Origin of the sequence: Acinetobacter proteolyticus (assembly GCF_000367945.1) — a bacterium.
In the GTDB taxonomy this organism is placed as follows: Bacteria; Pseudomonadota; Gammaproteobacteria; order Pseudomonadales; family Moraxellaceae; genus Acinetobacter; species Acinetobacter proteolyticus.
Map to the genome: position 1 here is coordinate 135,505 of NZ_KB849177.1, position 22,393 is coordinate 157,897.

Here is a 22,393-nt window from a genome sequence, read left to right on the forward strand (position 1 = left end):
ATCAAAATCAAAATAAATTTTCTATATTTCATAAATAGATGTATGTAAAACAAAATGAATTTATAAATAATAATAATTATCATTTTTATTGAGTTTTATTTGTTTTTTGTTAGAATTCTCATGAATTTTTAAGCAAATCTTAAGATTTTTTCTGAATCAGGTGGGAATATGTCCAATACAATAGTACGTCAATCACTACTCACAATTTCTGTGTTGAGCAGTATGATGACCGTTGCACATGCAGCAGAAACTCAAACGAATAAAGATGTAGTGCAATTAGACAAGATTGTTGTGACTGCAAGTGGCTTCGAACAAGATATTAAAAAAGCTGCAGCCTCGATTTCAGTACTGACACAAGAACAAATTAATAAAAAAGCGTATCGTGATGTGACGGATGCACTTAAAGATGTGCCAGGGGTGGTGGTCACGGGTGGTGGAAGCTCAAGTGATATCAGTATTCGTGGTATGGGCAGTGCCTATACTGTGATTATGGTTGATGGGAAAAAAGTAAACTCACGTTCGGTACGCCCAAATAGCGATAATTCGGGGATTGAACAGGGTTGGTTACCGAACATTGGCTCCATTGAGCGTATTGAAGTGATTCGTGGACCAATGTCTGGTTTATATGGCTCAGACGCAATGGGTGGTGTGATTAATATCATTACCAAGAAAAACGTTACTGAGTGGACTGGATCAATCAAGCTTGATACCACATTGCAGGAAAATTCTGACTCAGGTAATCAATATCAAACCAATGCGTATATTGCAGGCCCTTTGATCGCCAATCTCTTGTCTTTTAAAGCCAATGGCCTATATTCACAGCGTGATGAAGATGAAATCTATGGTGGTTATAGCAAGCAAAAAATTCGTGCAGGTGGGGCTGCATTTAGCCTAACACCGAACGATGATCACACCATCGATTTAGAATATCAACGTTCAATTCAAAATCGAGATGCAACAGTTGGAAAGAGCATTTCTCCTGTACAAACCGGACGAAACAAACCTGCTAATTCGCTTACAGATTATTATCGTACTGAATATAGCTTAACCCATCGTGGCCAGATCGGTGCAGTCGAAACGCACTCTTATATTCAGCGTGAGGAAAATGAAAATCCATCACGTAACATGGAAGCGACCAACACCACCTTTAATACCATCAATAAAATTAATTTTGATCGTCATAGCTTGAGCTTTGGTGGTATGTATTTAAAAGAAGAATTAGATGATAAAGGCAACCAGTTAAGTGTGGGTGGGGCGAAACCTGTTTCAAATCTTGATCGTTACAGTTGGGCATTATTTGCCGAAAATGCTTGGAATATTGTGGATGATTTCACTCTAACCACGTCACTCCGTTTAGATAAAGATGAAAAGTTTGGTGATCACTGGAGCCCCAAAGTCTATGGGGTTTGGGGACTCAATGATAACTGGGTGATTAAAGGTGGTGTTTCCACAGGTTATAAAACCCCAGCACTTCGTGCCACAGTCGCAGAGTGGGGGCAAGCAACGGGGGGCGGTCAGAGTAAAGGGGTGATTGTAGGGAATCCAGATCTAAAACCTGAGAAAAGTGTCAACTATGAGGTTTCTTTCAACTGGGACAACTTAGATAATCTGACCGCTGGCCTTACGCTATTTAATAGTGAGTTCAAAGACAAGATCACTGAGGTGAGAACCTGTCAGGGGGCATCTGGATCAATGAGCTGTGATTGGCTGGGGGAGAAGTTTGACTTTGTTAGCTTACGAGAGAACGTTGATAAGGCGAGTATGCGTGGTGCGGAAGCAACCTTTGGCTGGAAGGTCCTGCCTAATGTGAACTTAAGTGCGAATTATACCTTTACGGATACCGAACAAAAGAGTGGCGTGAATAAAGGTAAGCCTTTAAATGAAATGCCAAAGCATATGTTTAATACCACTGCGGACTGGGAAATTAATGATCAGTTCTCAAGTTGGGGACGTGTTAATTATCGTAGTAAAACCTCAGATTACTTGAGCCGTACTGCAATGGCGAAAGGTAAGCCTGCATATACCATGGTGGATGTAGGCGTAAACTATAAACCAACACAAAATATCGCAGTAGCAGCAGGAATCTATAATCTGTTTGATAAAGAGATTGATACAGCAACCTATAATTATGTATTAGATGGTCGCCGTTACAATCTTGGCGTGACTTATAGCTTCTAAATAACAATAAGGAAAGGATAGGGCAGCAAATGCCTTATCCTTGTTTATTTAAGATCTGATTGACTGCTTCAGAATAATAAAATTTCTCTAAATACGTGCGGGCACGCTGCCGCAAATAACCTGTTGTAATGACTTGCTGTAAAACTGGTGAGAGCAGGTCGGTCAACTGATTTTGAATCAACTCTTCATCAATATTCAGGTCACGTAGTAAAAGATCAAAAGTGCGTTCCTGATTACGTGCATACCATGCATAGACCCCATCATGTACTTGCTGTTTTAGATAAGGCGTTTGACGGATATGTTCCCAAATTTCATGTCCCATACCCACTGTCTTAGGTAAATCTTGTACCTCGACATAATGACGCAAAACCGATAAAGGCATGAGCTTAATTTTATGCCAGAGGTTCGCCTGAAAATGATAAAGCTTGTCATCATTAAAGTGTTGATTTAACACTTTTTCACTCATTTGACTGATTTTTAAAATGTTCTTTTGTAAGTAGTGGTTAATCGTGTCATTTAGATTGGAATCGGTCACTGTTTCTAAAACAGATTTTCCCATTTTCATAAAATGTCCAACCCCAGGAACACGTTTTGACATGGAGTTATCCAGATAATCTTGGATTGAGTGTTGAATCAGTTGGGTAATTAATGCAGAAAAAGCAGGGTTGTTGACCACTGTTTTAATTAGACGTTGCCGATGTCCACTCTTGCTTGCTACATACTGGGCGATTGAGTCAATGGTCAGGACTGGAATGACCTGTTCAATCGTGGTTTGATCATTGATCGGATGAATCAAGGCAAAACGGATATGTTCCGCAATTTGTTCGATTAGAAATGCACTGGCAGGTGTAGCCAAAATCTGCTTTTCAATCAGCTCAAAGATTTGTTCAAACGACCAAAGATGTTGTAACTGTTGTAAGCGCAACCAATGATAGAACTGCTTAAACTCATGTTGAATGGTTTCTGCCTGTGCAAACTCATGTTCTAGAAAATCAAGTTGTGCATCAATCAGTTGTTCTATCATGGGTTGTTTCGACATAAAATCTCAAATCACTAATCAAATTTAGGATGAAGGCGTTGTTGCTGGCTTTTGTGCCTGAATCTTACTAAGGAAAGGTAGATATTGCTGAACCACCAATTGATCTGCTTCCAAAATTGGCATATGTCCAACATTGTCCAAGATTACAGGTGCTTGTGCATTTTTCAGCAGTGATTTTAACTCAGGTGCAACTTCAACATTAATAATTTTATCTTGTTTACCCCATAAAATCAGGGTGGGCGCATCAATTGAGCGCGCCAATAAGGCAAATGAATCTGGTGTGTAGAGCTTATTCAATGCAATGATTTGATCAACCATTTTTTGGGTTTGCTCAACCTGACCAATCATCATTTTCTCTTGTGCTTGGGCAATTTCCTTAGGAATGAATGGTGGTGTATGCATGGCTTGTTGCATCAAGAAGTTAAAGTCTCCTTTCTTGCTCACAATCATGTTTTTTACTTGGGTTGGATCTTTGAGATAAGGTGTGGTGGCAGATTTATATACCCCAGCCGCATCTATCAGGAATAAGCTCTTGGTTTCAAATGGATATTGACCTGCATACAGCATCGCAATTGAACCACCGAGTGAATGACCTGCCACATGGGCTGGACCGGTGAGGTTTGCCGCTTCGACAAAACGACGTAATTTTTCAGTCACGTTAGGAACTGAATAATCAAAATCTTTTGGAACTTGTGTTTCACCACTGGCAGGTAAGTCTGGAATGACCACATGATAATTTGCAGTTAAGGCACGTGCAACGCGGTTCCAGTTATCGCGACTGCCTGCCAAACCATGAATCAAAATGACAATCGGTTTACCTGCTTGACCACCTTCACTATATGACCAAGTAATATCCCCTACTTTTAAGGTTTTACTTTGTAAGCCTGCCCAAGCACGCTCTTGCTGCAGCAGGTTTTGGAAACTCATCTCAATTTCCGCAGCCTGTGTGGTGCTGATTGCAACTGTCGTCAAACTACATGCCAATAAAGCTGCCGTTAATGTCCTGCGGAAGGGCATTGCAAATTGGTTTTTTGTATTCATTGTTCTGTCCTTGATCTATTTTTACGCCCATTGATTATTGGGGAAAGTGCTAAAGGAGTCATTTGCATAATCTACAGCTGTATGGAAATTCTTGCCAATGAAATCATCAATTTTCCATTATTTTGCTGATTAAAAGATTAGCAAGCGTCCAGAGAGTTTTTATTTTTGTCAGTGACTTTCAAACAGGTGCACATTACACTATTTGCTCATGTCAACCATAGATGGATTTAAGCATGCTCACTGCTCAAGAAGCCCTAGAACGTTTAAAAGCTGGTAATGCCCGTTTTGTAAAGGGAGAGGCAGTTCAACAAAAATTATTGTCTCACCAAGAACGTGCCGAAATGGCAAGTGAACAAAATCCTTTTGCAATTGTTTTAGGTTGTTCTGATTCCCGAGTACCGGCGGAAATGGTGTTTGACCAAGGTTTAGGTGACTTGTTCGTGATTCGTGTCGCAGGCAATATTGTTGCGCCATCACAAGTGGGGAGTGTTGAATTTGCGGCAGAGCGTTATGATTGTGCTGTCGTGGTAGTGTTAGGTCATAGTCACTGTGGTGCGATCCAAGCGACGATTGATACCTTGATGAACCCTCAGCAACCGCCATCATCAAATTTGATGTCGATTGTTAATCGGGTACGTCCTTCGGTTGAAATCTTGATGCAAACAGATTTAAAAAATGATTTGAAAAAACTGTCAGCTCATGCGGTTCGTTCCAATGTATTTGCTTCAGTGAATCAATTACGTCATGGTTCGGCGGTGTTGGAAAGTCTGATCGAGAAAGGCAAAATGATTGTAGTAGGCGCTGAATATTCACTGGAAACAGGTGAAGTCAGTTTCTTCGATTTTTAAAGCAGATGGCGAGTTGAAAAACTCGCCATTATTTTATCGTTCATGCTTTATCCTTGATTGATAAAATTTGGATATTTCAATAAAAGAGTAGCTCCACTATGAAGATTATGCCGATATCTGAATCACAATTATCAGATTGGCTAGTATTGAGATGCTTACTCTGGCCTGATCATGAGGAACAGCATTTACAGGAAATGCGTCAACTGATCACACAGGCACATTGCTTACAATTATTGGCTTATACCGACACCCAACAAGCAATTGCCATGCTGGAAGCTTCAATTCGATATGAATATGTGAATGGCACACAGACATCACCTGTGGCTTTTCTTGAAGGGATTTATGTATTGCCTGAATATCGCCGTTCAGGTATCGCAACGGGTTTGGTTCAGCATGTCGAAATCTGGGCCAAACAGTTTTCATGCACAGAGTTTGCCTCAGATGCAGCGCTGGATAATCAGATCACCCATGCAATGCATCAAGCACTCGGTTTTCAAGAAACTGAACGTGTGGTGTATTTTAAGAAAAATATTGGCTAAGCAGCTTGAGTGACTCAACTGGTGCTTATAAGGCGCCTTTGATATAGGGATAAGCCACATTCAGCATAATCGGTTGTGCTTTGGCATTGGGATGGATTTGGTCATTCTGAATTAAATGTTTCTGCCCAGCCACACCCTCAAGGAAGAACGGCAAGAGTTTGACTTTATATTGCTGGCTTACAATTTTGTAATTATTTTCAAAAGCCGTGCTATAGGCTGTCCCATAATTCGGTGGTATTTTCATACCAAACAGTAAAACATTGGCTTTCTGTTTTTGGCTCAGTTGTACCAATTGAGCAAGGTTCTTTTGAATCATTTGTGGTGGTTGACCACGTAAGCCATCATTGCCGCCAAGCTCAATGACCACAATTTCAGGCTTGTAAGTTTGTAATAACTTCGGAAGTCTTGCCAATGCACCGCTGGTGGTTTCACCGCTGACACTTGCATTGACCACTTTGTGTTGTTTCGGATACTGTTGGTCTAGGCGTTGTTGTAATAATTGCACCCAGCCTTGTTTTACATCGATGCCATAACCTGCGCTCAGGCTATCACCCAAAATTAAAATAGTCTTTGCTGAAACCAGTGTTGGGATCAAGCCAATGGTGATGATTCCAAGCGTTTTTGATAGTGACCAGATAAATTTAGATTTTTGCATCGTATTTCAAATTTGTCCTAAAGGATACGTGACATCATGCCACAACCGATTATCTCTGCCCAAAAAGTTACACAAAACATTCAAATCAATCAGCAAAGTCTGAGCATTTTAAAAGATATAAATTTAGACATCTATCAAGGTGAACAGATTGCCATTACTGGCCGTTCTGGCTCGGGAAAATCAACCTTATTAGGTATTCTCGCGACATTGGATCGACCGAGTCTGGGCGAGTTATGGGTCTGTGGAGAAGCAGTTCATACGCTTACTGAAGAACAACGTGCCCGAGTCCGTTTAGAAAATATTGGCTTTGTCTTTCAATCTTTTCAGTTGTTGCCGCAGTTAAGCGCATTGGAAAATGTGATGTTGCCGTTACGTTTGCAACCCGATTTTAATTTCAAGCAGGCAGAACAAAAAGCCTTGGCATGGTTGGAACGGGTCGGACTGATTCGACAAGCGCAGCAAACACCGAAAGTGCTTTCAGGCGGAGAGCAACAACGTGTTGCGATTGCACGGGCGTTAATTGCAGAGCCAAAAATCATTTTTGCAGATGAACCCACAGGGAATCTGGATGGACAAACTGCGGAAGAGGTAGAGCAACTGTTATTTGATTTAAATCAAGAACTCGGTACCACCTTAGTGTTGGTCACCCATGATCAAAACTTGGCTGCACTTTGCCAACGCCATGTCAAACTCGCCGATGGTCAAATTCGGGAAATCGTCAAGTTGCAGGAGGGGGTATGAGCTCAGTCCTGAAACCCTTACTGTTACAAAGTTTTCGTACTGGGGGCTTATATCTGCTGATTATTGCCTTGTCTTTGGCAATCAGTGCCACTACGGCGCTCAAGTTTAGTAATACCCAAGTACAAAATGCAGTGGCATTACAAGCTGCTGAAATGTTGGGTGGTGATTTAGTCCTATCAGACAAGGACCCTATTCAGCCGAATTGGCTGCAACAGGCAGATGAATTGAAGTTAAAGCAGGCTCCTGTGACCGTATTTAGCTCAATGGCACATACCCAAGATCAATTTGTGATGGTGAATGTCAAAGCGGTAGATGCAAATTTTCCCTTACGTGGTCAGTTGGTGATTCAACCCAAAGCACAGGCGATACAACCAGGAGAAGTTTGGTTAAGTCAGCGAGCAATGGATTTATTACATGCAAAAATGGGGGAGCCATTGGCAATTGCCGATGCTCAGTTTAAAGTCACGGGCATTATTGAACGTGATTCTAATCAAGAGACTGGATTTTCAGGGTTTTCTCCGACGGTGATTATTCACCAAGCTGATATTGCTAAAACCAATGCAGTTCAGGTCGGAAGCCGAATTGAATATCGACTGCTGCTTGCGGGTGAGCCTGAGTCAATCAAGGCCTATAAAAAGATTTTTAAACAATCTCAAAAAGATGAACAAGACACCGAACAGCAGGTAGATCAACAACTTGAAGGTGAGCAAAGCTCACTAAAACTCAGAGATGCCAGTCAATCCAATACTCGTTTAATGAAGCCGATTGAAAATCTGGATACCTTCTTGCAGCTGGCCAACCTATTGACCATTTTACTGTGTGGGATCGCGATTGCCCTAACTAGTCAGCGTTATGTACAACAGAACCAAGATCATATTGCTTTGATGCGATGTTTGGGTGCCAGTAAGCGACAAATTTTATTGGCCTATATTGCCTTGCTTGGAATCGTCAGTGCTTTGTCGATTGTGTTAGGAAGCTTGATTGGGATTGCTTTGGGTTATGGTTTATTGCAACTGATGTTGCAATTGATTCCGCAACTGCAATTGAGCTTTGCAGTCATCGATCTGCTTTATGCCTTGCCGATTGCGATTTTTACCAGTGTGATGGTGTTGATTGGCTTTATTTTGCCAAGTATTTGGGAGTTATTAAACACACCACCGATTCGGGTGATTCGCCAACAGGAGCGTTCACGGAAGTCTTATGTGGCAATGTTTGCGATTGGTATTGTCAGCTTGGTTCTGTTCAGTTTGGTGCTGAGTGATAATCTACAGTTGAGCTTGTTGGTACTCAGCGCAATCTTACTGCTTTGCTCAATGATGTATGGGGTGATTTGGCTGCTACTCAAAGCGATTAAACAACTGAAACATCCTCTAGCGGCTTATGTACGGATTCCACATCAAACCGCTTTGCAGATCACTGCACTGGCTTTAGGCCTGAGTTTGATTACGGTATTGAGTGTATTAAGAACGGATTTGCTGCAACGCTGGCAACAGCAATTGCCTGTGGGCACGCCGAACCAATTTGTCTATGGTTTGCCGCCGTTTGATATGCCTCAGTTTAAGCAACAGATTGAGCAAAATGGTTGGCAATCAACGCCACTGTATCCCAATATTCGCGGACGTTTACTGGCTAAAAATGGACATGCGTTCGCGCCTGAATTGGTCAAGCAAAACAACTCATTACGTCGTGAGCTCAATCTGACTCAAGCCAGTCTTTATCCTAAAGACAATGTGATTACCCAAGGGGTTGCAAACTTTAGCAAAGCAGGGCAAGTGTCGGTTGAAGAAAAAACCGCACACGAGCTTGGCATTCAAATCGGCGATCAACTCAGTTTTAGTTTGCCTGAAGGAACCTTAGAAGCCACGGTAGTGAACTTACGTAGCGTCGAATGGGAAAGCTTTAGTCCGAACTTTTTCTTCATCTTCTCACCCGAAACGATGGATGAAAACGCGGGCAGTTATTTAGGCAGCTTCTATCTGCCACCTGCCGATCAGCCGAAAATGGTGCAACTGATTCAGCAATTTTCCAATACAGTCTTTATTGATGTCGGACGGATTCTGGATGAAATTAAACGCTTAGTGAATGTGCTGGTACAGATTGTCACGGTACTCGCTGCATTAGTTGGCTTCTCTGGTGTATTGGTACTGATTGCATGTTTAAATGTGCTGATGGATGAGCGTCGTAAAGAAGTTGCGTTGCTACGTTCATTTGGCGTTGCCAAGAATAAGCTCAAACGGATGCTCAGTCTTGAGATCGGTTTTATTGGATTAATGTCAGGTGTGGTGGCGTGTTTGTTTGCAGAAGTGATTAGTGCGATTGCCAGTCACAGGATGCAAATGGCCGTGCAATGGCATCCTGAAATTTGGTTGATCTTACCGCTGAGCATGATGATCATTTGTACTTTAATCGGTCGTTATCGGCTGAGCTATTTATGTGATATTCCACCCTTACAAAGTTTAAGAGAAATGAATCAGTCTTAGACGTTTAACTGGTTCTGGCGCAGGATCTCATGCCATAAAGGGTTGAGTCCTGTGCTTAACACTGTGCAATACCAATAAAATGCAGCAAGTAACAGTAATCCGACACTTAAAGCGATGATCTGGAATAAACCTTTGTTTTGAGTTTTTTGACTGAAATACCATGTCGCAGCTAATAAAGCTCCCATGATCATACCGCCGATATGAGCAGCATTATTAATGCCTGAAACAGTAAAACCAAAGACTAAGTTAATCCCCATAATCATCAGTAATGATTTCTTATCGAGCCAGAAACGTTGCTGTGGCAAGGGAGGAAATAAAGATATGATGGTCAGTGCCGCACCAAGACCCATCACTGCACCAGATGCACCCGCACTGATGCGTGGTAGGAGATTCGGGTCAAAGTGTTGTAGCAGTTCATAGCCATCACGAATGCTCAAATAGCTCGACAGTACACTGCCCATTAAACCAGCTAGAAAATACAGGCCAATATAGTAGCTGCGACCAAATAGCTGTTCGGACACACTTCCGAAAATATACAGTGCCCACATATTTAGCATTAAATGAATCATGCCAAAGTGAAAAAACATACTACTGAATAAGCGTTCAGGTTCAGATGTAAAGGTGAGTGGGGTAAAATCTGCACCCCAAGCGATTGCATCTACTGGGGCAGGGTCGGTAATATTCACCCCTGAAAGAATTTGCCAGCCAAATAATCCGACATTGACTGCGATTAATAGCGCAGTAAACCACCATGTTTGTATTTGCAATTTTTGATTAATTTGTGGTGGAGTCGTTTCAGTCATGTGTTTACGCTAGTTATTGATATAAAAAATAGCTTAGCATGAATTTGTTGCACGATGGAGTGATGCATTTTAATGAAAGCTTTTTTAGCACGCGTAGTAATGTTGATTATCGGCGTCATTCTACTGATTCAGCTATGGATCTTTGGTAGTTTGGTTTGGTGGCGTACCCATCCTGTTGAAACAACAATGTTTATGCGTGCAGATTATCTAACTGACTTTAAGCCGATCAAACAGGAATGGCGCGATTACGATGAAATTAGTGATAATTTCAAACGCGCAATTTTAGCGGGTGAAGATGCCAAGTTTATCCATCATCATGGTTTTGACTGGGCTGGAATTCAATTTGCATTAGAACGAAATAGTGAAAAAGGTGAGTTAGTTGCGGGTGGATCAACCGTTTCGCAACAGCTGGCTAAAAATTTATTTCTTTATAATCAGCGCTCATTCATCCGAAAGGGCCAAGAAGCAATTGCCACATGGATGATGGAGCGGATGTGGTCAAAACGCCGTATTTTAGAAGTGTATATGAACTCGGTTGAATTCGGTCAGAATATCTATGGCGTTGAGGCGGCGGCGCAATTCTATTATGGCAAAAGTTCAAAAAGTTTAAGCCGAGAACAAGCAGCGTTCTTGGCGGCATTATTGCCAAATCCGAAGTATTATCAAGACAATCGCAATGATCGCAAGCTTCAATTTCGTAAACGTGTCATTTTGAAATATATGAATGCGATACAAATTCCACAATAATCCAAAAAAATTTAAAAAAGCCCAATATTTTTGGGCTTTTTTACCAAATTGACATAATTTTGCAGCATACTTAAATCATCACTTGATGAATGATAATGCGACAAGGTTCAGTATGAATACTGCAGTGACGACAACAGCGCCCATAGAATATAGTTACAACGACCGTTATATTAATCGTGAACTTTCGATTCTCGATTTCCATCTTCGTGTACTTGAACAGGCCGTCGACCCACTTCACCCACTTTTAGAACGGATGAACTTCCTGCTGATTTTTTCACGCAATTTAGACGAATTTTTTGAAATTCGCGTTGCAGGCGTGATGGAGCAACTGACTTTAGGCAATGAAAGTCGCACGCCAGATGGCTTAACCCCTAAACAAGTTCTAGATCAAATTTCAAAAACTACGCATGCTGCGATTGAGCGTCAATACCGTATTCTAAACGAACAAATTTTGCCGAAACTGCGTGAAGAAGATATTTGCTTCTTACGCCGTGGTGAACTAACGCCAGCGCAATCGGCGTGGATTAAAAAGTATTTCCAAGAACAAGTTGCACCTGTACTCACTCCGATCAGCCTTGATCCAGCACATCCATTCCCACGCTTAGTCAACAAAAGTTTAAACTTCATTGTGACCTTGGAAGGGAAAGATGCATTTGGCCGTCAGATTGATTTGGCAGTTGTCCCAGCACCGCGCTCATTACCACGTGTGGTACGTTTACCTGATGAACTCACGGAGGGGAAAGAACATCATGTGATGCTGTCTGCGATCATTCATGAACATGTCTCTGATTTGTTCCCAGGCATGACTGCAACGGGTTGTTACCAGTTCCGTGTCACACGTAATGCAGATTTAGCGCTGAATGAAGATGTCGAAGATTTGGCCAAAGCGCTCAAAGGTGAACTGAGTTCACGTCGTTTTGGTCGTGCAGTTCGTCTTGAAGTGACACATAACTGTCCAAAGCATATTTATGAATATTTACTGGATGAGTTTGATCTAAACGAAGAGCAGCTCTATCGTGTTGATGGGCCTGTGAACTTGGCGCGTTTATTGTCGAACTTTAAGCGTCCACATTTACGTTATGACTCACATACTCCTGTGATTCCAAAAGCATTTAAAAAGTCGGAAAGTATTTTTGCGGCAATGCAAAAGCAGGACATTTTATTGCACCATCCCTTTGAATCATTTGCACCTGTGATTCAATTGTTGCGTGAGGCTGCGCGTGATCCGCAAGTGCTGGCAATTAAGCAGACCCTTTACCGTAGTGGTGCGGATTCGGAAATTGTGCAAGTCCTTGCCGAAGCAGCACGAAATGGTAAGGAAGTGACTGCGGTGATCGAGCTACGTGCCCGTTTTGATGAAGAATCCAATATTGAAGTGGCCAACGTCCTGCAAGAAGCAGGTGCGGTGGTGGTATATGGTATCGTAGGTTATAAAACCCATGCCAAAATGATTCTGGTGGTGCGTCGTGAAAATAATAAACTGGTGCGTTATGTACATTTGGGAACGGGTAACTACCATGCTACCAATGCACGTATCTATACCGACTATGGTTTGATGACCACTGACAAAGACTTGTGTGAAGACGTACACCGTATTTTCCAAGAATTAACCGGTATGGGCAAAATGGCAAAGCCGAAAAAGCTATTGCATGCGCCATTCACTTTGCACGCTCAGCTCATTAATTATATTGATGATGAAATTGCCAATGCCAAAGAAGGCAAACCTGCGCAAATTATTATTAAAGTGAATGCCTTAACTGAAGTTCAGTTAATTAATAAATTGTATGAAGCATCGCAAGCGGGTGTACAAGTTGACCTGATTATTCGTTCAATTTGCTGCTTACGTCCGGGCTTGCCAAATCTGTCTGAAAACATTCGTGTCCGTTCGATTGTCGGGCGTTTCTTGGAACATACCCGTGTTTATTATTTTAGTAATAACGGCAACCCGCGTATTTATGGTTCAAGTGCAGACTGGATGGATCGTAACTTGTTCAACCGTGTTGAAGCCTGTTTCCCGATTGAAGATCCTGCGTTGAAGAAACGTATTTATCAACTTGGTTTATTGAATTATCTCAAAGATAATCAGCAAGCATGGTTATTACAGGGCGATGGTGTATGGGATCGTGCTCGACCTATGGAAGGCGAAGAGCCGCATAATGCACAACATACCTTATTAGAAGCAATCAAGTAAGATCAAAAAACCGACTTTAAAGAAGTCGGTTTTTTATTGCAGGGATTTAGTTTGTCTTCATCTCTAAAACCAGTTGATTGACCAGATCTGCGGCTTCTAATTCTCGGATTTGTGCTACATTGCTACCTGCCCAAAAGGCAGCATAACTAAAATCATGATGTCCGCCAGCAACACTCATTAACTGTTTAGCTAAATCATAGGTATATGGATAAGCAGGGACTTTGGGGCGACTGGGTGAATCAATCTGGGTATGCCAAGCCCCGAGTAAGCCACGTGCTGGTCGACCAGACAGACTTGCACTGATTTGAGTAATCGGTTGGCTAAACAAAGCTTTGCGATAAGCAGTATTGGCACTGGAACTTTTGCATTGAACAAAGGCTGTTCCCAGTTGCACCCCCGCAGCGCCTAGTTTCAGCATGGTTCTGGCTTGTTCGCCATTCATTATCCCACCTGCGGCAATCACAGGGATCTTACAATGTTGAGTGATCAAGGATACTAAATCAGACGTCTTGATGGCTGCATCAAACTGTTGATTGAAAATACCACGATGTCCTCCTGCCTCAATTCCTTGTGCGATAATCATGTCGATGCCAGCAGCCTCAATCGCTTGCGCCTCAATTAAATTGGTTGCAGAGACCATCGTGATAATCCCTGCATCTTTTAGTGCTTGAATTTGATGTGGATGGGGGATACCAAAATGAAAACTCACGGCTTTAGGACGTGTTTCCAGTACCACATTGAGAAAGTCATCATTGTCTAAAAAACTTGGATAAATGCAATTGAGCTGAGTCGGTGGTTGTGCAGCAAACTTTTCAAATTGTGGACGAATGTAATCAATCCATTGTTGTGCTGTTTCAGGATTTAGTGCTTCGGATTGATGGCAAAAGAAGTTCACCTGAAATGTATGATCTGTAAGCTCTTGAGTTTTTAAGATTTGTGCTTTGGCCGTTTCAGGCGTATTTGCGCCAAGTCCTAAAGAACCGAAAGCGCCTTGATTGGAAACTTCAGCTGCAAGTTCAGGCGTGGAAACACCTGCCATCGGCGCAAGTAAAATCGGGTGTTTTATTTCTAATAATTCTAAAATTGACATGCTGTTTTACTCATTCCTTTTTCAATCACCATAACGTAAAAACAAAAACGCTTGCAAATAATAATCGCTATTTAATTATTGAATATAGACAGGATTTTTAGCGCTTAAAATAATTCTAGAGAGTTGTGACATTAAATAGGGAGCCGACCCAACTGGAAAAGGCCATTGCTAAAATACCCCATAAGGTAATGCGTAAACTGCCTTTTAATATGGAGGTACGTGCGAAGTAGCTGGATAAAGCGCCTAATAAAGCCAGTGAAATTATTCCCGTGATCAGTACCGAAGGAGCGACTGATGAGCTTGGACTGAGTAAAATCGCTAACATGGGTAAAGCAGCGCCACAGGAGAAAGAGGCTGCTGATGAAAGCGCCGCTTGAACTGGGTTGGCAGCAGTATTTTCATGAATCCCAATTTCATCTCGTGCATGTGCACCGAGAGCATCGTGTTCAGTCAGTTGCTTGGCAACCTCGTGGGCAAGCTCTGGATTCAAACCCCGTGAAATATAAATCTGAGTTAGTTCTTTTAATTCAGCATGCGGGTTTTTTTCTAGTTCTCTAGCTTCAAATCGCAGATCAGATTTTTCAATATCTTCTTGCGATTTAACCGAGATATATTCGCCCGCAGCCATTGAAGTTGCGCCTGAGATGAGACCTGCGATACAGGTAATCAATAAGGTATGCGAACTGGCACCGCTGGCTGCCATCCCCATAATTAAACTGGTGACGGAAATAATGCCATCATTGGCCCCCAAAACTGAGGCTCTCAGCCAGCCTGAACGTTGTATTACATGCGGTTCTAGATGTTGGGAATAGGACATAATTTTGCTCTTTTAAACCGAGTGAATTTCATTATTTATAAAGACGAATGTAGCGAATATTTGTAAAATTCTATTGATGATTCATAAACTTAATCTATTATAAAATAACTTATTTTAACGATAGCATAACCATGATTTGGTTATAATATGTGAATAATTTAACACTTTAACTTTAGATTACATTGACTTTTTATTGTCTATATTCTGAGTATTTTTAGTTGAGATCTGCGATGAACAATTCCAAAAATAAGCTGCTGAGTCATACACTACTACTCTTGGGTCTCATCGTACCTGTACAGCAGGTATTGAGTGCTGAATCTGATTTTGTTAAAGAAGGGGATGCTGCTTATAAACCCGGCAACCCAATTTATGATCGTTGGGACAAGTTTTATAAAGTTGAACAAAGCCAGCCAATAGAAGCTGAGAAAATCTTACTTGAATTAGGGCAACTCACGCCACAAGATATCAAAGTCTGGAAAAGTTTGACCTATTTGCAGATTCGTTTAAATAAGCACGATGAGGCCATTCAGAGTGTTCGAAAAGCTGAGCAGCTTGCACCCGAAGATGATCAACTGAAATTACAAGAAGCGTACTTGTTGAATCAGCAAAAAAGGAACAAAGAGGCCTTAGTCATTTTTAAGAATTTATCGACCTCATCTGATGCTGAAATTGCTGCAAAATCACAACAAGCAGTGCAAAACCTGAGTGGTTCATCGGTTCCGTCGACATTTAAAGATGTGTATTTTGCCCCGTCTTATGAGTCTCGTTATGACGATTTTATTTTTCCCTTAAAAATGCGTTATGGGAAAAATCTGGATGGCGGCCGTACTCAAGTGTATGGCTTTGTCAATCTAAACCGTGACACCAAATCCAAAGGTGGTGTACGTCCAGAGATTATTGATGAGAATGCAGTAACCATCGGCTTGGGAGCGAATTATCAACCTTGGCAATCGATTCCGATCCGTGCTTATTTAGAAGTCGGTGGCAGTTATGATCTGATCGACCGTAATCGAGACAAATTCCGTGAAAGTGTAGTTGGTGGTGTGACCGGTTATCAAGAGTGGTACGCCAATCCTGCGATAGAGCAGCGTACGATTTGGAATGATTATTTCACGGATCTGTATGGCAATGTCGCGAGTTACTCTCGCGAGGACTATAATGTAATTGCTGATTTACGATTACGTTCTGGTTTTAATCTATATCGCGGTGAAGCGGGTACAGTACAAGCCTATGGTAAACTGCATACTTTAGCGGACTCGGAAGGCGAAAATTATAATAATTTATTTGAATATGGTGCAGGTGTTGCTTGGCAACCATTTAACTATATTCCAGTGAAATTACGTGTTGAGCGTCTCTATGGGCATTATTTCAAAGATGCTTTAGCCGATGGAACAGAAAACTATAACAATACGCGTACTGAACTAGTTTTTTATAAGAGTTTTTAAGGATTAATCCCTGTGGTATATGGGCTTAATACTTAAGCTTGTACCACAAGGCAACGGCATATACGGTCATACGGTTCATATAATGTGGACCATCAAAAATATATACTTTTTGTCCTTCATAAGCTTTAAGTTGCTGTACGATTTCCCACGGGTAGGCGGAGCGAAACTTTCCGCCTTTCACGGGACGAAATGCCTCTAATACAATCACAATATTGTCCTTACCAAACTCTTTTTGAAGATCCTCTAGCACGACACGTGCTTGTTGTGGTGTGCGTGTTCCAACACCGACACCATCCTGAAAGAACACACCTGTATGACTTGGTAACCAGCTTTTTAACCAGAAATCTAAGTGTTCTGGTGCTTGTTCGGCGCTATAAATACTGACCCAAAGTGGTTTGGGTAAGGTTCGAATGGCTTTGGCCAGATCATTTACACAGATCCAGCTTGGATCAGCTTCTACAGGAAAGTAATAACCCTTGAGTGGAATAGACTTGGTGTTTTCAATGATTTTTTTTGATTCCTCAGCAAGTTTTAATACATTAGAGCGAGCAAGCTTCTCATCATATTCTCCTGCCAAGCCAAGTAAAATATGCTGAGCCCATACTTTTTGCTGTAGCTGTTTCAGATTGATGTTTTTATCCCACTTTTCTAAACCGATGTCATGATCAAACCACGATTTAGATTGTACGACTGACCATTGCGGCACAAAAGTAGAAACACCAAGTAAGTCCCAATTACCTGACGGTGGCGTGGTTGCCAAGTCAGGCTGCCAGAATATACCTTCAACTTGCGGAGCTTGCCCATCTGTTTTGAGATGATGAATACAACCTCCTAAAAATAAGAGTGCTGATAATGTAAGTATGATTAAAAACGTTGCTTTAGTCAGCCTTATTTTTAGCATTTGTTCTTTGTCGCCAGTACCAGAGCAAGATTGCAACAATCATGATAGCAGAGATTATAACGACCAAGAGAAAGAATGAAGATTGTTTTACCAGAGGTGCTTTTTGGTTTCCGACCATAATTTTTTGTAAAATAAAGACTTGACCGCTTTCCGTCACCAAGATCTTGCTGGCATTATTGGGAATGTTTTGTTGAATTTTCTCCCAAAGTTTGGTGAAGTTTTGTGCGCCTTGCATCGAGTCGGTAATAATATCAAAGCGTTGGTCATGGAAACTCACCAAAAAGCCATTTACGGTTGCTGGTGCGTATAGCGTATTTTGATGCATTAACACTTGTTGGCGATAGATATTGGGATTGACCTGTACATTGAGCAGTTCAGGCTTTGTTGGGTCGAGCTTGACCAGATTGAGGGGAATCGGGTCATTGGTCATCAGCATTTTTTTAGCCACTTGGCTGATGATCATGGCAACTTCTAAGCTCCCAGCATTACCATCAATGGCAATGGTCGGATGGGTGGCAAAACTCATAGAAAGTGAGGCAACCCCATTCTTAAGTTTATGTGGGAGTTTCACCGTCGACTTTTGCGTATCAATCCAGAGTGAACCTTTTGCGGTTGGTAGACACTGTGAATTGACGATCACTGAATTTTCGAGCTTTAAGTTAAAGGTTGTATTATTCGAAATGGTTTTGGCGAAATAGTTAAACTGACGGTTAACGGGATCAGAATCTAAATTGGCTGTCTTTAAACTTCCTGCAAAACCGCCATCGATCCAGGTGGTAATGTTCGAGCCCTCCAATAAACCACTTTGCACACGTAATGCAATTTGGCCTTGTAAAATATCAGTGGGTTGCCACACTGCCGGGAAATTGAGGAAGAGATTTTTTTCGGCTTGATTCAAACGAAAATCGCTAATGCCTAAATCTGCAAGCGTATGAATTTGTTTGATTTTAGCCCAGTTCGGTGCTGCAAGCTTGTTTGGAAGGAAAGTTGCAGAGGTATTCAGTTGCTGTAAATAGTCTGAATTGAGCAAGCCATTGATTGCAGAAACCAGTTTTTCAGGTTGATCATATTGAATTTGTAAGGTTGGAATATCATTTGCTGTACTGATTTGAACGAGCGTTCCTTTTGGTAGGGTCGTCGCTGATTTCACAATTTCTATATAAAAGTTTGGTGCTTGTTCTGTTGGTGCATTTTGTTCATACCATTGGATTGGTGTGACTGAACCCCAAGCACTGATCAGGCGCCCTAACATTGCAGCTTCATTGAGATTGGCTGGGTTATATTTCAATACACCGACAAAAGGTGTTGGTCGCACAACCTGAGGATTGAATAAGGCATCAGGCAAATCTTTCAAACGATAAACAGGGCGATGGCGGATATATTCAATTTTTGAATTGCTTAAATAAGTTACTTGATCGACATCTTCACTACAGAAGGTGGTGCGGTCAGCCGCCGGAGAAGTGTTGGGTGAATATTGCTGTAAAATAAAATCTAGGCGATGAAAACCGTTTTGGGTTGCGGGAATATCGAAGCTTAAGGTGCCATCGCCGTTTAAAGTGGTGTTGTAGATTAGCTTGTCATCAAATTTAACTAACAAAGTGGTGAAGTGTTCGGTGGAATAGTCACTGCTAAAACGAATGTTCTGCCATTCAGAACCTTTACCCACATAGAAGAAATGTGGCTCAATGGTATATTTATTGGACGTGTTGATGTTGTCAAAGGTCCATGTATTCAGGGTATCTGCCAAAGCAAATACTGGCAAGGAGAGGGCGACACTGGCAACTACAGCTTTTAAAAGTGGATGTTTTAAAGTTCTATTTTTCATTTATTTTTTCTCCTTGCTACGCTCAGTTTTATACCACTGTAACGAATTTCCCTGAATCTTATTTTTCAGCATGTCATAAGCAGCTTTAAACACGATAAATAAGAACACTTGTGAATAGGTTACGTAAGATAAGACCGAGAAGAAATATAGTTGAGGTTTGGCTCTTTCTAAAGATAAGGTGAACCACATTTGTGCGACATATAAACAGAAGGATAGGCCCCAAAGTAGTGTGAATGGACCAGGAACAGTAATCCCAGCAATACCAAGCAATCCTAAAGCTAGGGTAATGTGACTCCAGATCAGCGCAGGTACAAACAAGACATAGCACATGATGTTGTTAAAAATTTCGATGCCGATTGGAAACGGTTTTCTCAACGCAATTGGCAGATATTTACTGGTGACATAAAAGTTTCCTTGCGTCCAGCGTGAGCGCTGTTTAACAAACACACTTAAAGAAGGTGGATCTTGTTGCCAACCAACCGCATAAGGCACCCATTTAATTCGTCTTTGACCAAGGAAAATACGAAAGCTCATTTCGGTATCATCCACTAATGATTTTTCATCAAAACCACCAAGTGTTTCTAACGCATCGCGCCAGATCACATAATTGGTACCCATCAGGGTGGATAACTCAAAACGTTGCCAACGCCCTCCTTGGAAAATCCATTGGAAGAAAATAAATTCAATTGCAATAAAACGGGTCAAAATACTGTCACGCCAGTTACGGGTACGGACTTTACCATTCACTGCGACTAATTTTTTATCTGCCATTAAGGTTTGAGCCAACAGACGTACACAGTCGGGTTCAGGGGTACTATCGGCATCATAGACCACAATGAGCTCGCCTGTGGCATGCGGTAAGCCATTGTTCAGTGTACGTGATTTACCTTTACCGCCCATCCCTTTGGGGACATTGACAATTTTAATGCAGGGATAAATCGCTGCCATCCGTTCCGCAATTTCTAAGGTATTGTCTTTCGAACCATCATTAATCAATAGCACTTCATAGGCATGGGCTGGGTAATCCTGCTGTGCAATGGCATGCAGCGTATCTTCGATCACCACACCTTCATTATAGGCAGGAATCAAAACACTCAATACAGGCCAATGTTCGGGAATAGGCAGGTTTTCTAGTTCCTTGGCTGCATTTTTTGAATATTTCCATGCCTGAAAACTGAGCCAAGCCCAGAAGGCTTGAGGAATCCAGATGCCTAAAAAACCAAATAAGAAAAGAATATCAATCGCGGGCATTTATTCTTCTCCTGCGGATAATCGAAATAATCAAGATCAGGAGGAGCCCACCACCGAGTAGCAGCGAAACCCAAGAGATCGAACTACCAAAGGAACTGAGTAGGCTTGGATAGTGTGCTGAATAGATATAATCCAGTGGAATGACCACTGTACTTAGCCCAATTAAAATATAGCCGAATAAACTGGTATTGACGCCATCAGTCGTGCTGGTAAATTGAGTCCGATTAAGATCCCAGGAAATACCCAATTGAGGATATTCAATGGTATTGAGCGGCATCCCAAGCGGAGGATTAATCACGACTTGATAGCCTGAGCTTTGTGAAGGATCTGAAATGGCTTGATAAAAAAAGTGTTGGTTATACTGAATCTTACGTGCTGGTATTCGCAACTCATCGGGGAAGTCTGATTGAATAATATAACTGCCTGCGGGTTGCGCAATGATGTTTTCATCCCAACCTGTTTCGATCAATGCTGCTAAAGGACGTAATCCGATAGCGGTTGAAAAAGTGGCTTTAGCCGCAAAATATTTGGCATGGGTCATCTGATAGAAGGCGATGGGAATAGCACCTTCATTGACGGCTTTTTTAATTTTATAATATTTAATTGCACTAAAATATTCATTGGGCAAAATTACGCCAGGTTTCACACCTTGTGCAATTAACTGCTTAAAGCTCTCGGAGTCCAATTGATCGGAAGTGAAAATTGGCCACCATGTGGGAGGTTGTGGAAATAGTTCTGCAACCGTTTGAGGTGTTTGAACTTGGGAGCTAAATTGCTGCTTCGCAGTTTCGATCTGACAGTGATAGTACTGCTGATAAAACTGTTGCAAGGTTGTATCTGGAAAATGGCTGGTGGCGACCAAGACACCACAAATATTAAGCATGACTGACATTAGCTCACCTCGCTAGCTGGAGGAATTAAGTATTCAGTATGCTGTTCAATTTGTAATTTCAGTACGGTGAGTTCTTGGAGATCCTGAATAAATGGGGGATAGCGTTGATTTTCATCAGAAGAGGTTTCATGGATTATGATACTTTTGATTTCACTGAGTTCTTCATTAATAAAGTGATAAATTACACTGTCGCGATCAGCAGATAAAATAGCCATAATTTTATTTTGGGTTTCTTTCCAAATATCTTCACCCAACATTTCACGAATCAATAGAGTATTACTGATATGGGTCGTAATGATTTTATAGTGGTCTTTTTGCGTGAGTTGAAGCAGCTTTTTTAATTCACCTTGGAAATGTTTTAAAGCAGTCAACGGCAAAATATCATGCTGATAATTACGATCATAACTTTGGATGGCTCGGAAACTTTTTAATGCATTTTGAATATTATGTCGAATGGCGCTGAGGAAGATCGGCGTAATCGGAAGTACAAACAGCAATAACAATTGACGTTCGACATAGGTCTGATTGGCCAAATCCAAGAAAAAATAAACCGCAACACCAATAAACGTCAACAAACCCAGAATGATGGCCATGCCAACATTTAAAAAAGCTCCTGAGATTAACAAGATGAGTAGGAATACCCAACTTCCACGGTAACTTGCTGGTAGCCATTCATACGCAACAATGCCCATAAAGATTTGGGCTGAGATAATCCATAAGACGAGTGCTGGAGCTGGATTTTTTTGCATAATCGTTTTAATTTTAATACATGTCTTTTGTGAAAAAGTTAGCATTATTTTACGGTTTTGACGAGAGTTTTTCTGTTGTCGACTTTGTAAAATAATTTTATAAACAGTAACATACAGTATAGGCTGTATTTCAGAATAATAAAAAGTAGTTAAAATGATAA

General features: G+C 41.4%; 19 protein-coding genes. 8 read left to right on the forward strand and 11 right to left on the reverse strand.

Going from position 1 to position 22,393, the window contains the following annotated elements; all coding sequences use genetic code 11:
- Positions 1 to 168 precede the first annotated feature (168 nt).
- Entirely contained in the window at positions 169 to 2,178 is a 2,010-nt protein-coding gene (locus tag F993_RS18930) for a ligand-gated channel protein (RefSeq protein WP_004652045.1), read from the forward strand.
- 34 nt (positions 2,179 to 2,212) lie between these two features.
- On the opposite strand, the gene F993_RS18925 is transcribed toward F993_RS18930, so the two are convergent.
- Together F993_RS18925 and F993_RS18920 are read right to left on the reverse strand one after the other, a co-directional pair.
- Entirely contained in the window at positions 2,213 to 3,217 is a 1,005-nt protein-coding gene (locus tag F993_RS18925) for a hypothetical protein (protein ID WP_004652046.1), read from the reverse strand.
- A 24-nt stretch (positions 3,218 to 3,241) separates the two neighbouring features.
- Entirely contained in the window at positions 3,242 to 4,258 is a 1,017-nt protein-coding gene (locus tag F993_RS18920; protein ID WP_004652047.1) for an alpha/beta fold hydrolase, read from the reverse strand.
- Between the two features lie 233 nt (positions 4,259 to 4,491).
- Between F993_RS18920 and F993_RS18915 the strand changes: the two genes are divergently transcribed.
- Entirely contained in the window at positions 4,492 to 5,106 is a 615-nt protein-coding gene (locus F993_RS18915; RefSeq protein WP_004652048.1) for a carbonic anhydrase, read from the forward strand.
- A gap of 98 nt (positions 5,107 to 5,204) precedes the next feature.
- Positions 5,205 to 5,645: an aminoglycoside N-acetyltransferase AAC(6')-Iv gene (locus F993_RS18910; RefSeq protein ID WP_004652049.1), complete on the forward strand. Its 441-nt coding sequence runs from the start codon at positions 5,205 to 5,207 to the stop codon at positions 5,643 to 5,645.
- Positions 5,646 to 5,670: 25 nt separating this feature from the next.
- Here F993_RS18910 and F993_RS18905 read toward each other — a convergent pair whose 3' ends face one another.
- Positions 5,671 to 6,300, reverse strand: a complete 630-nt coding sequence (locus tag F993_RS18905; protein ID WP_004652050.1) for an arylesterase — start codon at positions 6,298 to 6,300, stop codon at positions 5,671 to 5,673.
- A gap of 36 nt (positions 6,301 to 6,336) precedes the next feature.
- On the opposite strand from F993_RS18905, the gene F993_RS18900 reads away from it, so the two are divergent.
- Together F993_RS18900 and F993_RS18895 are read left to right on the forward strand one after the other, a co-directional pair.
- A complete protein-coding gene (locus tag F993_RS18900) occupies positions 6,337 to 7,041 on the forward strand; it encodes an ABC transporter ATP-binding protein (protein ID WP_004652051.1) in 705 nt (234 codons plus the stop codon).
- Positions 7,038 to 9,521, forward strand: coding sequence for an ABC transporter permease (locus F993_RS18895; protein ID WP_004652052.1), 2,484 nt, complete (start codon positions 7,038 to 7,040; stop codon positions 9,519 to 9,521). Before F993_RS18900 ends, F993_RS18895 begins: the two co-directional genes overlap by 4 nt.
- Here F993_RS18895 and F993_RS18890 read toward each other — a convergent pair.
- Positions 9,518 to 10,324 (reverse strand): rhomboid family intramembrane serine protease, encoded by an 807-nt coding sequence (locus F993_RS18890; RefSeq protein WP_004652053.1) that lies wholly within the window; start codon positions 10,322 to 10,324, stop codon positions 9,518 to 9,520. The genes F993_RS18895 and F993_RS18890 overlap by 4 nt on opposite strands.
- Before the next feature lie 72 nt (positions 10,325 to 10,396).
- Between F993_RS18890 and mtgA the strand changes: the two genes are divergently transcribed.
- Together mtgA and ppk1 are read left to right on the forward strand one after the other, a co-directional pair.
- Positions 10,397 to 11,071, forward strand: coding sequence for a monofunctional biosynthetic peptidoglycan transglycosylase (gene mtgA / locus F993_RS18885; RefSeq protein WP_004652054.1), 675 nt, complete (start codon positions 10,397 to 10,399; stop codon positions 11,069 to 11,071).
- Positions 11,072 to 11,183: 112 nt separating this feature from the next.
- The gene (gene ppk1, locus F993_RS18880; RefSeq protein WP_004652055.1) at positions 11,184 to 13,262 is read left to right on the forward strand and encodes a polyphosphate kinase 1; all 2,079 of its coding nucleotides are present in this window, start codon (positions 11,184 to 11,186) and stop codon (positions 13,260 to 13,262) included.
- Positions 13,263 to 13,308: 46 nt separating this feature from the next.
- On the opposite strand, the gene F993_RS18875 is transcribed toward ppk1, so the two are convergent.
- Positions 13,309 to 14,352, reverse strand: a complete 1,044-nt coding sequence (locus F993_RS18875) for an NAD(P)H-dependent flavin oxidoreductase (RefSeq protein ID WP_004652056.1) — start codon at positions 14,350 to 14,352, stop codon at positions 13,309 to 13,311.
- Positions 14,353 to 14,467: 115 nt separating this feature from the next.
- The gene (locus tag F993_RS18870) at positions 14,468 to 15,169 is read right to left on the reverse strand and encodes a VIT1/CCC1 transporter family protein (protein WP_004652057.1); all 702 of its coding nucleotides are present in this window, start codon (positions 15,167 to 15,169) and stop codon (positions 14,468 to 14,470) included.
- A 230-nt stretch (positions 15,170 to 15,399) separates the two neighbouring features.
- Here F993_RS18870 and F993_RS18865 point away from each other — a divergent pair, with 230 nt between their 5' ends.
- On the forward strand, positions 15,400 to 16,614 hold the full coding sequence (locus tag F993_RS18865; RefSeq protein WP_004652059.1) for a tetratricopeptide repeat protein: 1,215 nt from the start codon (positions 15,400 to 15,402) through the stop codon (positions 16,612 to 16,614).
- Positions 16,615 to 16,639: 25 nt separating this feature from the next.
- Here the strand turns inward: F993_RS18865 and F993_RS18860 are convergent, their stop codons facing one another.
- From F993_RS18860 to F993_RS18840, 5 genes are read right to left on the reverse strand one after another with little or no spacing between them, the layout of a single operon-like run.
- Complete coding sequence (locus F993_RS18860; protein WP_004652060.1) at positions 16,640 to 17,515, reverse strand: alpha-amylase family protein; 876 nt, start codon at positions 17,513 to 17,515, stop codon at positions 16,640 to 16,642.
- Positions 17,493 to 19,340: a hypothetical protein gene (locus F993_RS18855; RefSeq protein WP_004652061.1), complete on the reverse strand. Its 1,848-nt coding sequence runs from the start codon at positions 19,338 to 19,340 to the stop codon at positions 17,493 to 17,495. The genes F993_RS18860 and F993_RS18855 overlap by 23 nt, the downstream gene beginning before the upstream one ends.
- On the reverse strand, positions 19,341 to 20,591 hold the full coding sequence (locus F993_RS18850) for a glycosyltransferase family 2 protein (RefSeq protein ID WP_004652062.1): 1,251 nt from the start codon (positions 20,589 to 20,591) through the stop codon (positions 19,341 to 19,343).
- Entirely contained in the window at positions 20,578 to 21,483 is a 906-nt protein-coding gene (locus tag F993_RS18845; RefSeq protein WP_004652063.1) for a hypothetical protein, read from the reverse strand. Before F993_RS18845 ends, F993_RS18850 begins: the two co-directional genes overlap by 14 nt.
- Entirely contained in the window at positions 21,483 to 22,232 is a 750-nt protein-coding gene (locus tag F993_RS18840) for a hypothetical protein (protein WP_032812311.1), read from the reverse strand. Before F993_RS18840 ends, F993_RS18845 begins: the two co-directional genes overlap by 1 nt.
- Positions 22,233 to 22,393: the final 161 nt, after the last annotated feature.